The sequence below is a fragment of the Fulvivirga sp. M361 genome (assembly GCF_007097395.1).
In the GTDB taxonomy this organism is placed as follows: Bacteria; Bacteroidota; Bacteroidia; order Cytophagales; family Cyclobacteriaceae; genus Fulvivirga.
In genome coordinates, this window is the sequence record NZ_VKDC01000064.1 from 1 (window position 1) to 12,817 (window position 12,817).

The window sequence follows — 12,817 nt, forward strand, 5'->3', positions numbered from 1 at the left end:
CCAATAAAACGGTATTGAAAATCTCTCTAACTGCTAAAAAAAGACCATGGATGAAGGGAATATTTTCTCAAATCAATAACCTAAGCCCTCCTTTCAATTATTCCAATGCATAATCCGGGTTAAACTTTACTTTTCGTACTCTTTAAGAATGCAAAACCTGATCATTCTTGGAAATACATTTTTCCGGTGAACGGAAATGGTTGAATCATTACAAAATACTACAAGGCGCGGCAAAACAATTTCTTCCTGTGAGTCAATAACTTACTTTATTAATTAATCATGCACTATTACCGGCAAATTGAATATGAAGTTCCACATTCTCAACACCTTCTTTACTCACTCCTCAAATGCACAACAGGACTCATTTTCATTGTTCGCCAGAGTTGATAAACTACAGCAAAAAAAGCTATACCTAAAGATGCCAGTAAACCAAGGGGCATAATCCAGATCAAATGTTGTAAAGTGATCCTGTAAATAAAAGTACTGATCCAGGCATTAGCCAGGAAATACACTACTGGTATGGCAAAGAGATTACCCAAAAAGATCCAGAAAATCATGTTTGCGGAAAGCCTCCAAAACAAATTAAGATCACCTGCTCCTAATACTTTCCGAATGGCCACTTCTTTTGTTTTCATTTGAATAATAAAAATAGTGAGTGCCAGCAGGCCTGATATGGATACTAAAAATGCAATGACAGTAGCATAGGTCAGTGTGGTTTTTGCACTTAGCTCATTTGCATACTGACGGCTGAATTGCTCATCCAGAAATTCATAATCCATCAGATATAAGGGATCAATACCAGTGAGCGTAGTTTTAATATGCTCCAATATTTCAGTGGTATTCAGCGCATTAAATTTAACCGCAAGTGTAAGATAATAAGGTCGTTCTATATTTAACGCCAGGGGTTCAATTTTTGAATGGAACGAACTAAAATGAAAGTCTTTCACTACTCCCACTATCTTTCCTTTCCTGCCTGACATTTCCACTTCAACGCCCACAGCATCTGACTGATCAGGGAATAATTGATGGTAAGCCGTTTGATTAATAACAAATTGGTGTTCACCTTCCGGTAATTTCGGTTGGAACGCATCACCTTGAAGAAGTTCTAAGCCAAACGTCTCGAGGTACCCGTCAATGGAGCGGATATGAGCTATGGATATTTTACTTTCATCCGGCTCACCGATTTTTTTCATCACCTGACCACTGGCACCTCCTCCCGGCTCGGACTGAGTACCACATACCTGGAGAATACCGGTATGTTGGAGTAATGCGGATTTGATTACCTCATATTTCTCAATTTGTGCTTCCCCAAGGTTATTTATAACTACGATATTTTCATCGTCAAACCCCATATTCTTCCCTTGTAAAAAGTCCATCTGTATATTAATGAACATAATAGCAGATAAGAGACAAGCCGAAGTAAAAAACTGGAAGACTACTAAGGTCACTGTGGCTTTGCCTAGTCGCAGCCCTTTGATGTCATTGTTGCTATAGCTCTTGGTTTTAAAAAGTTCTATAGCCGGAAAAACACCTGCTACCAGTCCTAAGACAGACAAAAATGCTCCAAAACTTAACCATTCTATAGATCCCCAACTTCTGATAGATAAAACATCCGCTCCGAGTAAGTTATCAGCATTCATGCTATAAAAGAATTCTGCCAGCATCAACGCCACTCCTCCGGCACATACCATCACCACTAACGACTCTATTATGGTTTGGGCTAATAAATGAGAATAGGTTGCCCCCAGCACTTTTCGGATTTTGATCTCCGCCTGACGAGAGTAACTTTGCGCTATTTGAAGGTTGAGGTAGTTGATCAAAGCCAAAAATAGGATAACAAAGGCCACTACAGTCACAATAGCCAGCATTACGTCATTGCCATTGCCAAAATCACTGGCAACATCCGCATTAAGATAGATCTCTTTTAACGGTAGAAAATAACTGTCCGGTTGGTAACTTGGCCACCGTTCTTTCATGTAGTTATTATAGTAAGTGGAAAGCTTATTGAGCGCTTCCGCATGGTTTTGCTCCTCGCGCATTACCGTAAACACTTGAAATTCCAACCCTCCTTTTTGCATTTGCACTATACTTTCAAAAGCTTCGATAGGAAAGAGTATGTCAAAAGTGTACCGGGTGTGCGATGGAATCGTTACTACTGCCGTTATTTGAAAAAGTTGGGAATCAAATTCTATCGTTTGACCTAAGACCTGTTCTTCACCAAACAGTTTTTTTGCCAGTTTATCACTTATAACTACCTGATTTGGAGCCGTAAAAAATTTGCCCTCGAATCCAGGGAAGTCAAAAACTTCAGGAAAATGATAGTCAGAGTAGATGGCCTTGATCTTGTTAAACCTTGACCTATCTACGTCAATTTCTATCACCTCTGGCCCATACAATAAAGTAGTATGTTCAACCTCTCCAAATTGCTCTTTAAAGTTTTCAGCAGCAGCTCCAAAGGAAATACCATAGTTTTCCAAATTACCATTGTTGTCTGTAAACCGGCTGATCAACTGGTAGGTTCTGTCCGCTTTTTTATGGTGATGATCATAAGTAGACTCCAGGCGAACGTAGGAAATGAGTAGAATAAAAACCGCCAGACCTAATGTCAGACCACCAATGTTAATAGCTGTAAACAGCTTTTTGGATATTAATATCCGTAGTACATATTTTAACCTGTAAAGCATAAGCAAACCCTTTATTTTTTAGAAGGCAAAAGCTCCTAAGCTCTGAAGGGCAAAGGATATGCCACTTTACTATATGCCTGAAAATGATCTTTTTAGTGGTTATCTACTTTATTACATGTACATTTTTGTACACTTTGATGACGTAAACGTACAAAAGCCAAAAGGGTAGTTTATCTTAATTACACATCAAATTGAAAGTAATTCACTCTCAAACAATCACATACACAAATATAAAAAGCCGTTTGGAGCCAACATAATTCAAACGGGAAATGACCTATACGATTTAAGGTAAAAAATCAGTAACTCTGATTTAATCATGGGGTAATGCTATTAATATAATTTCACTGCTTAACCTGATCACACAATGAAAAAGCAATACCTCGACGCGCTTAGCAGAAGAAAATTCATACGAAATTCAGTAGTAGCGGCCACCGGCACAACTCTATTACCAACCGTTTTAGCCGGATGTAATGACGATGACGACGGTTTCAATCCTGTGGGAGAATTTGGTTTCTTTGAAGGTGTAGCCAGTTTCGATCCCACCCAGAATAATGTCATATTATGGACCCGGTATACTCCGGCTTCCAACGAAGAGGACCAACCCACTATCCTGCTGGATGTTGCCACAGATAAAGATTTCAGCACTATTGTAGCCAGCGAATCTGTAGTAATTGATCAGCAAAGCGACAATACGGTAAACGTTGATCTAAGCAATTTAACATCTAACACTATCTATTATTATCGTTTCAGGAATGACCGATCAGGTGCCAGGTCAGTAACAGGTCAAACAAAGACATTACCGGCAGCAGGTCAAAGCAGTGAAGTACGTCTGGCCGTAGTATCCTGTGCTAACTTCCAGGCAGGACTTTTTAATGTTTATGGAGCTGTAGCTGAATCTGATGCGGATGTAGTCGTCCATCTGGGAGACTATATATATGAATATGAGGTGGGCGGTTATGGCACCAATGAACTTACCGCTCCACTGAATCGGGAGCATTCACCTGCAGGCGAGATCATAACGGTAGATGACTATCGCGGTCGATACAGACAATATCGTAGAGATGTACAATTACAAAAAGCCCATCAACTCAAACCATTCATCTGCGTTTGGGATGATCATGAGATCACCAACGATGCCTTCAAAGACGGAGCAGAAAATCACCAACCCAATGAAGGAGACTATGAAACGCGTAAAATGAGTGCTATACAGGTATGGCATGAATACCTTCCTGCGCGAGTTACTGACAACGCCAAGATCTACCGTAATTTTGAGATTGCGGGTTTAGTGAATCTAATCATGTTGGATACCCGTATAGCAGGACGGGAGAAACAGCTTAACTATAGCAACTACTTGACCCCTTCCGGTCTGGGTAGTTCTTTTTTTACAGATTGGCAAGATACAAACAGGACCATACTAGGAACAGAACAACGCAACTGGCTGACCTCACAGCTGGCTTCTAACAATCTTACCTGGCAGGTATTGGGTAGTCAGGTATTAATGGCTAAATACTATATTCCTGCAGAATTACTGACCATAACAGCTCAAATTGCAATAGGAGGTGTAACTCCTGAATTGTTAAATACTTACAATACAACTGTTACTGAATTAGTCACCATTAAAACGCGCATAGCCCAGGGCGACCCTACGGTCACAGACATGGAACGAGCACGGGTAAACACTGTACTTCCATATAACCTGGATGCGTGGGATGGATATCCCGTTGAAAGAGAGACCATACTGGCAAGTGCCAAAGGAAAAAAACTGGTTTCGATAGCGGGCGACACGCACAATGCATGGCATGCCAAACTATCCGATGCTTCACAGAATGATGTTGGAAAAGAATTCGCCACAGCTTCTGTTTCTTCTCCGGGGTTTGAGGGAATTTTTGGAACCGATCTTGCGGTAATCGGAGGGTTCGAGCAAGCCAACATAGCGCTCATTGATGACCTTATTTATCTGGATGCTTCACACAGAGGGTATTTACAGGTCACTTTTTCTCAGAGTAGTACCTCAGCAGAATGGAGATTTATTGAAACTCTTGCGGTTGAAAACACAAATACAGTAGTAGGTAAGTCTATAACAGAAACGAGCTAAAATAAACGTTTCCCGGCAGGGACCTTATCAAACATCAGGTCTGTTGGAGTTAATCCAATCCTATTAATTGTGAATTTGAGGTATATATCTCATCACACAGTTGTTACCATTATTGCCCGTAAATTAGAAGCTTCAAAATTTATCACAAATAATAACATACTGCTTTTCAAAAGATTAAATCATCATAAGCTCAGTTTCCGACTGCTTTAAGATGGCGTTATGTTTGGGCTATTCAATTAATAAAATTAAATTCATCTTACATTAGAACAAGACCCTGTACATAATAGCAGCAATAAAATGATCAAGGCGGGCTGCTCAATTCTTTCTACCTTTTATCTAAGTAATGATGGAAGTTGAGGTTCGGGCATTTCTTTTTTGTTCTGGTAAAATTTAATAGCGTTATCTGAACAATAAGTTCATTTTTAGAAAGACAGTATGTTAAAACAGACTTACACATATGATGCAATAGTGATCGGCTCAGGTATAAGTGGCGGGTGGGCAGCCAAAGAACTCTGTGAAAAAGGACTTAAAACACTGGTTTTAGAAAGAGGAAATTCTATTTCGCATGGTGATTATCCTACTGCCATGATGGATACATGGGATTTCCCTCATCGAGGCAAACTCACACCAGAGGAAAAAAAACAATACCATGTCCAAAGTAGAACCGGGTTTATCAGGGAAGCAAATAAACATCACTATGTAAACGACCTGGAAAACCCCTATGATGAAGAAGAGTCATTCGACTGGATCAGGGGATATCATACCGGAGGACGTTCATTAATGTGGGGGCGTCAGTGCTATCGGTGGAGTGACCTGGATTTTGAAGCAAACCTGAAGGAAGGAATAGCGGTAGACTGGCCAATCCGCTACAAGGACCTGGCACCATGGTATGATTATGTAGAAAGATTCGCTGGCATTAGCGGACAGAAGATGGGGCTCGATCATTTACCTGACAGTCAATTCCTACCCCCAATGGAAATGAATTGTGTAGAAAAAGAGGTGAAAAAATCGATAGAAAGTCAGTTCAAAGGAAGGTACATGACGATCGGACGTACCGCTCATCTGACCCAACCTCACAATGGTCGTGGTAAGTGCCAATTTCGTAACCGATGTGATAGAGGCTGCCCGTATGGCGCCTATTTTAGTAGCCAGAGCACAACATTACCGGCAGCACAGGCCACTGGTAACCTGACCATAAGGCATGACTCTATTGTAAGCGCTATCATTTATGATGATCAAAATCAAAGAGCCAGCGGTGTAAGGGTAATCGATGCACAAACAGAGGAAGTCATAGAATTTAAGGCAAGAATTATTTTTTGTAATGCCTCTACACTTGGCTCCACTTTTATACTACTTAATTCAGTTTCCAGCCGATTTCCAAATGGATTAGGTAACGACAGCGATCAGTTAGGAAGAAATCTGATGGACCATCACTATAATGTCGGCGCAGGAGGAGATTTTAACGGCTTAGAGGATAAGCATTACAAAGGCACAAGGCCCAATGGCATTTACATTCCCCGTTTCAGAAACATTGATAAAGCCTCTCACCGCGACGATTATATACGTGGATTTGGATACCAGGGTGGGGCGCGTCGTACGGGCTGGAATAGAGGTATCAGGTCCGCTGCCTTCGGCGCTGAGTTCAAAGATGCGCTTCTGAAGCCCGGTCCATGGCAAATGTACCTTGTTGGTTTTGGAGAATGTTTACCCTATGAGGATAATAGGGTTAAACTCAATAAAGATAAGCAAGACAAATGGGGACAGCCTGTCCTATCCATCAATGCTACTTTTCGCGAAAATGAAGTAAAGATGAGGAAGGATATGGCCCAATCAGCTGCAGAGATGCTGGAAGCCAGTGGTTTGAAAAATGTACATAGTTGGAATGACTTGCATGCTGTGGGCAAATGTATTCACGAAATGGGCACTGCCAGAATGGGAAATGATCCTAAAACATCCGTGTTAAATAAATTTGGCCAGATGCATGCCGTACCTAACGTATTTGTTACTGATGGTGCCTGTATGACCTCTTCTGCCTGCCAAAATCCGTCATTAACCTATATGGCCCTAACTGCCCGGGCTGCCCACTATGCAGTAAATGAAATGAAAAAATTAACTATCTGATCTGATGAATAGAAGAGTAGCTTTACAACGCACTGCATTAGCATTAGGTTTTACCATTAGCACTTCTACGGCAGGGATGTTACTGAAATCATGTACTTCCAGGGAGGAAAAAAACATCCCTACCAACATCCTGTCTCCTATTCAGGCGAAGTTGGTAGATGAATTGAACGAGTGTATACTACCTACCACCGATACTCCCGGCGCTAAAACACTGCAAGTGGTAAAGTTCGTAGACCTGATGCTGGAGGAAGTATTTAGTGAAGAAAAAAGGACCTCTTTTCTCAAAGAACTAAATGCCTTTGCTCAGGTCGCTCAAAGCAATCTGGGGAGTCCTTTTTATGAAAGCACCTTTGAATCACAAAATACCTTTTTACAAACCTGGGTCAATGAGCATGTGGCAGTAGACCAAGACTCTTCACAAAGGACTTTTTTCCAAACGCTAAAAGAAGTGGCCATGCTCGGCTATTACGCGTCAGAACAAATTGGTGAAAATATATTACCCTACAATCCTATACCAGGGAATTACGATGGATGCGTTGATTTGGAGGAAGGATAATAAGAAGTAAGTTATGGTTATCTGAACTATCCGTCATCTATCGTGATAATTAGGTACTGGTCGAAGCAAACTTCTAAGTATTCCGATGTTGCACTACATTTACAGTCATAAAGCCAACTATAGACAACGAATTATCCCCTGGGGCCAGGTCTTCAGGGGATTTTTTGCTTTTAAGCCTTTCTATAAAGTCATACCTTCTTTGTTTGAAATACTGTTCTATCAACTACTGGCTCCGGCAGATTATCCCAAGCTCAAAAAAGTCGGTATAATTCATGAACCGATGAAAATGAATAATTGCGGCCAATAATCTCTATATTCACCACAATTTACGTGATGTATATAGAGTGCTTTTAAACCCACTCAAAGATTGTCTGAAATCTAAAACTCCATTTTATGAATTATCACAACAAAGTTTTCAAACCCGTTGAGAACACTGTAAACGGTGAAACTTCTGAAGAGACGATATTTCTGTACCAACAAGAGGGGAATATTCTCACTTCATTATATCATGGAGGCAAAATCCAAAAAGGTCATCTGATCGGGCTGGTGGACAAAGACGGTAATATAGATATGCGATACCATCAGGTGAATATCGACGGTGAATTAATGACGGGGTTATGTCATTCCCAACCTGAAATCATGGGAAACGGCAAGGTCAGACTCCACGAAACCTGGCAATGGACTTCAGGAGATCAATCTAAAGGGCAGTCAATACTGGAAGAGGTTTGATTTTGGATCATCTCGGCTCCCAAACTCTGAAATACTTTACATGGTATTCCCCGTCTAATCGATTATCATCAGGCAGCGCTCCAAACCACTTATTTGATTCGCAATTAAAATTCACCTCCAAAGGTTGATGCCAATGGGTGTTCTTTGCTTCTCTGAATAATATACCGTCAATGTAGAACCGAATATATTCCGGGGTCCACTCTAACCCCCATACATGATAATCTGCCTGTAATTCTTCCGGGAAATAGTATTTTTTAGTCCTGGAAAAGTGTTTGTTCACATTTCCCTTATCTTTTGGTGCCTTGAATACATGTATGTTAGAATTTAGATCATGCCTGTTGTAAGACAGTCCGGGAGCATTTTCACAAATGTCTATTTCCGTCCACCAATCTTTCCCAACATTGGTCATCCAAAAACCTGAAACCCAGGGAGCGTCCATCAACCTTGCTTCCGCCTCAAAGTACCCATACAAAAACTGTTTTTTACTTTTTATAAATCCTGTCGTATGGGTAAAACCTTCAGGAAGGTTCTCATCTCCATGTCGGTTCACCCTAATGACCAGTTCTCCTTTTTCCAGGCTTACATTCGAGCCATGAAAATAGGTCGGTGGTCTTCCTTTCCATTTAGGATTATTGGGGTACCAACGTCTTTGGTCCAGCTCATCAGAACTGAATTCATCTGAGTACTTTTCTAACAGCTTCCAGTTTTTCACGTTATCCTGATCTGAAAGCGGAAAGGCCGAATTCTTTCTTTTGATCGAAGCTTCAGTCTTCACAGAATCAACATAATTTTTGGGAGGGATCGTCAAATCTTGAGTATAAACTGATGATCCGACGATGACAAACACTAGTATCAGATATCTTTTTATGTGCATTTTATTTTTTGATCAAATAAGATCAATCCGGAAGAAATCTCATGAGATAACCATTGCGCTATCCTGAACACTTTTCTTACATTACCTTGAATCAGATAATTGATAAATATCTGACAGTCATTTCCATGGTAGGTACTCAACCCAATTTAAAAGGGAATGCAGTATCAGAAATAGTTTCTTGAGTGGGCCGTTACCTCCATTAAAAGGCCATGCGAGCTTTCATCATTTCTATGCTTTCCTCACCTTATCCTGACTAACAGTTATAACCACATTTCCCTTTTTATGCCCCTTATCGACATAGGTATGGGCTTCCACTATCTGATCCAATGTGTAACTTCTGTCGATAACTGGTCTTAGAGCCCCTTTTTCAACAAGTCCTTTGAGAAAAAGTAAATCTTCAGCTGACTCCGGTGAGTTTTCTCCAACTATTATTTTCTTCTTGCTACGCATCGAAGTCAGTAGCATTGGTAAAGTTTTTACCGGAGCGGTGACATTTAAATAAACTCCTTCGTCTTTCAGGCACCTGTTGCAAACCGAAAACGGGCATTTATCCACGGCAACGAAAATCACATCATACTTTTCCAGCTTTTTGATAAAATCCTTCCCGGAGTAATCAATTACCTTGTCAGCGCCAAGGGATTCCACCATTTTAATATTTGAAGTACTGCATACACCTGTTACATCTGCTCCAAAATATTTGGCAAGTTGTACGGCGTAAGTACCTACACTTCCGGAAGCTCCATAAATCAGGACTTTTTGTCCCTTCTCAACTTCCCCCTTTTTAAGATAATGGAGCGCCGTCCGAGCTCCGATAGGTATCGCTGCGGCTTCATGAAAGTTCACGTTTACAGGTTTTGGAGCAATCGGGCCACTTTCAGGAAGGCATATATACTCGGCATAGGCTCCAAACTTTAGAAGTGTAGCAGCAAAAACCGGATCACCTGGTTTAAATTTTTTCACGTGCTTGCCAACAGATTCAATTTCTCCTGCCAGTTCCATACCTAAAACCTGTTTTTTAGGCTTTCTTATACCCAGGATAATACGCGCAGGCAACCAGAAAGAAAGCGGGACAGTAAAGCTCCTTACTCTAAAGTCTGCAGCCGTTACCGTTGTTGCATATACTTTAATTAAGATTTCATTTTCATTTGGAAAAGGTTTTTCAATCTCCTTCAACCGAAGTACTTCCGGAGGCCCATATTTTGTGCAAATAACTGCTTTCATTTTCTCCATATTATCTTGGTTTCACTACACGATCGAATTATTTGTTAAATAATGACATGGCAGATTAGTTTCCTCAAAATCCTGATATTATTTGCTGCCTTACCCTGGTTCGGGGAAAAGGCTAATAAAAATCCTGGCATTAACGCATTCAAATAGATATTTGAAAGTAAACGCACGGACAAAGCTGAGGGAAGTTGGGTTGAGGAAGTATACGATAAGGTTCGATTACTTATCTGAAAAGTTCAAAGCAGGGCCACCTAAAAACCGGATAAGTCCGGCAATCAGTCCTATCTGAATTGAGATGATCTTAGCCCATGACTAAAGTAACTACCCTACCCTTTGGAAATCACTATATTTCACAGAAATCAAGATGATGCACCTTTTTCACCCTCTTATGCACTGGTCTTTTCTATGACAGTGAGTAACTAACAAGAACGGCTCTCTTCTACATCTAACTAGAATGCCTTATTCAAATCCTTTAAGTGCCGTTTAATATGCGCCTCCACTATTTCCAAATGTTCAAGCCGTGTATAGCTGCGGGACCCTTTCTTATAAGGTATAATTGAAATATCAGTATTAAAAATGTGTATATCAATGATTTTTTGAGCTGCTTTTAATCGTTCGATAAGCATATCTACCGAAACATGCCGTGTAGTTTCTACACTCATTTTGTTGACTTCGGAAAGCTTACCTCTCAATGGATTAGGCGGACGATTCTGTATCAAATCCAATAAATTACATGCAAAACTCTCATGCCAGAAAGTGATATGCCCTAATACATTTCTAGCCGACCAATGGGTGTAAATCATGGTATCGAATGAAAGATCTTGCTGAAAAAAACTGATAAATTCACCTACCTTGTCTTGGAGTTTACTTAGCTGGTTTGCTATCAAGGTTTGAGTTTCCCGGGTCATCTTTTATTGAATCAGAACTTTGTACATACAATCATATAGCAATTACATGCCAAATCTGCAAATGCTTATTGCTTATATGAAACACATCCACAAACTATTTTGTCTTATGCTCATTGCAAAATAATCGGTGATATTAAAACAATCAAGCTCTGGGCTTTGCTTTCAAATCTATGCGCGTTGATATGGATAATTTCAATTTTCACCCGTCTGATGTGCATTGATCAATCAAAAAATTACGCGTCTCTACTATCTTACTGAAAATTTATAAACCGTGCTGGTTTTATAAACTTCACCAGGCGCCAATTCGACCGAGGGAAAATCGGACTGATTCGGTGAATCAGGATAATGCTGTGTTTCCAGACACATGCCTGTACGAAGCCCATAAGACTTCCCCTCTTTCCCAATATTATTTCCATCCAGAAAGTTACCGGAATAGAACTGCACAGCCGGTTCGGTGGTAAACACTTCCATAAAACGTCCGCTTTTGGACTCGAAGAGTGAACCAAGAAACTTCATGGCTTCTGTCCCCTTATTCAATATCCAGCAATGGTCATAACCTCCTCCATATTCAAGTTGAACATTGGCTAGTCCAATCTCCTTTCCAATAGTCTTTGCCGAACTGAAATCAAATGGTGTTCCGGATACCGGATGCAATTCACCGGTTGGAATAAGCGAGCCATCAACAGGTAAAAAATAATTCGCATTAAGTAAAAGTTCATGTCCTAAGATATCCTCTTTCAGGGCAGATAAATTAAAATAACTATGTTGAGTTAAGTTGACAATTGTCTTCTTGTCCGTTTCTCCGTGGTAATCGAATTGAACCGTATTGTCATTACTTAAAAAATAAGTAACCTCTACCTTTAGGTTGCCAGGATAACCCTCTTCCATATCAGGGCTGGTACGCATCAGTTTGAGGCCTACCCCATTCTCTTTTTGAATTTCCTCGACTGCCCAAACCACTTTATCAAATCCCCTGATCCCTCCGTGCAAGTGGTTTTCTCCATTATTAATGGGCAATGTATACGCTATACCGTCCAATAAAAACTTACCCTTTGCAATACGATTACCGTAACGTCCGATCACAGCTCCAAAATAAGGACTACTCTCCAGGTACTGTTCAATGGTATCATACCCTAAAACAACATCTTCAAAAACACCATTCCTATCGGGTACTTTTAAAGACGTAATGATACCGCCATAATCGGTGACCTTCATTTCTATACCTGAAGCATTCGTCAAGGTATACAGATTCAACAGCGTGCCATCGGGCAATGAACCAAAAGAGGAATTTTCAATGGAGTTTTTCAAGGTATTTGCTGACTTAAGTACATGATATCACGAATATAAGGAGGATTAATTTCTGAGAATAACCTTCCTTAACGCAATCCATTTACCAATTGATTTTGATGCCGGATCTTTATCTTATCTATTACGTGTAAAATGGATGACAATAAAATAAGGCTAAACTCTATTGACCTTTAAGGCAGGCATAATGAAAGATATAAAAAGAGGCCGTCTCAAAAGTGATTGAGGCGGTCTTTTTACTTTTACAAGGATTGAGTTTTTGATTTAACGTTTAGCAAGCTTCTTTTTCAAAAAGGCAAGAGTTGTCCTAAGCCTATG

Annotated in this window: 9 protein-coding genes; 4 read left to right on the top strand and 5 right to left on the bottom strand. The window is 40.3% G+C overall.

Annotation, left to right across the window (positions count from 1 at the left end; genetic code table 11):
* Positions 1 to 332: 332 nt before the first annotated feature.
* Positions 333 to 2,684 (bottom strand): ABC transporter permease, encoded by a 2,352-nt coding sequence (locus FNH22_RS30995; RefSeq protein ID WP_143402427.1) that lies wholly within the window; start codon positions 2,682 to 2,684, stop codon positions 333 to 335.
* Positions 2,685 to 3,048: 364 nt separating this feature from the next.
* On the opposite strand from FNH22_RS30995, the gene FNH22_RS31000 reads away from it, so the two are divergent.
* The 4 genes from FNH22_RS31000 to FNH22_RS31015 all read left to right on the top strand — a co-directional run bounded on the left by FNH22_RS31000 (position 3,049) and on the right by FNH22_RS31015 (position 8,185).
* Positions 3,049 to 4,779: an alkaline phosphatase gene (locus tag FNH22_RS31000; RefSeq protein ID WP_143402428.1), complete on the top strand. Its 1,731-nt coding sequence runs from the start codon at positions 3,049 to 3,051 to the stop codon at positions 4,777 to 4,779.
* 435 nt (positions 4,780 to 5,214) lie between these two features.
* On the top strand, positions 5,215 to 6,900 hold the full coding sequence (locus FNH22_RS31005; protein WP_143402429.1) for a GMC oxidoreductase: 1,686 nt from the start codon (positions 5,215 to 5,217) through the stop codon (positions 6,898 to 6,900).
* Positions 6,901 to 6,904: 4 nt separating this feature from the next.
* The gene (locus FNH22_RS31010; RefSeq protein WP_143402430.1) at positions 6,905 to 7,456 is read left to right on the top strand and encodes a gluconate 2-dehydrogenase subunit 3 family protein; all 552 of its coding nucleotides are present in this window, start codon (positions 6,905 to 6,907) and stop codon (positions 7,454 to 7,456) included.
* Positions 7,457 to 7,849: 393 nt separating this feature from the next.
* Positions 7,850 to 8,185: a n-acetylglutamate synthase gene (locus tag FNH22_RS31015; protein ID WP_143402431.1), complete on the top strand. Its 336-nt coding sequence runs from the start codon at positions 7,850 to 7,852 to the stop codon at positions 8,183 to 8,185.
* A gap of 7 nt (positions 8,186 to 8,192) precedes the next feature.
* Here FNH22_RS31015 and FNH22_RS31020 read toward each other — a convergent pair whose 3' ends face one another.
* From FNH22_RS31020 to FNH22_RS31035, 4 genes are all read right to left on the bottom strand, one after another.
* The gene (locus FNH22_RS31020) at positions 8,193 to 8,960 is read right to left on the bottom strand and encodes a family 16 glycosylhydrolase (protein ID WP_221420388.1); all 768 of its coding nucleotides are present in this window, start codon (positions 8,958 to 8,960) and stop codon (positions 8,193 to 8,195) included.
* 327 nt (positions 8,961 to 9,287) lie between these two features.
* Positions 9,288 to 10,289, bottom strand: coding sequence for an NAD(P)-dependent alcohol dehydrogenase (locus FNH22_RS31025; RefSeq protein ID WP_255518200.1), 1,002 nt, complete (start codon positions 10,287 to 10,289; stop codon positions 9,288 to 9,290).
* Between the two features lie 446 nt (positions 10,290 to 10,735).
* Complete coding sequence (locus FNH22_RS31030; protein ID WP_143402433.1) at positions 10,736 to 11,194, bottom strand: hypothetical protein; 459 nt, start codon at positions 11,192 to 11,194, stop codon at positions 10,736 to 10,738.
* A gap of 246 nt (positions 11,195 to 11,440) precedes the next feature.
* The gene (locus FNH22_RS31035; RefSeq protein WP_143402434.1) at positions 11,441 to 12,502 is read right to left on the bottom strand and encodes an aldose epimerase family protein; all 1,062 of its coding nucleotides are present in this window, start codon (positions 12,500 to 12,502) and stop codon (positions 11,441 to 11,443) included.
* Between the last annotated feature and the right edge of the window lie 315 nt (positions 12,503 to 12,817).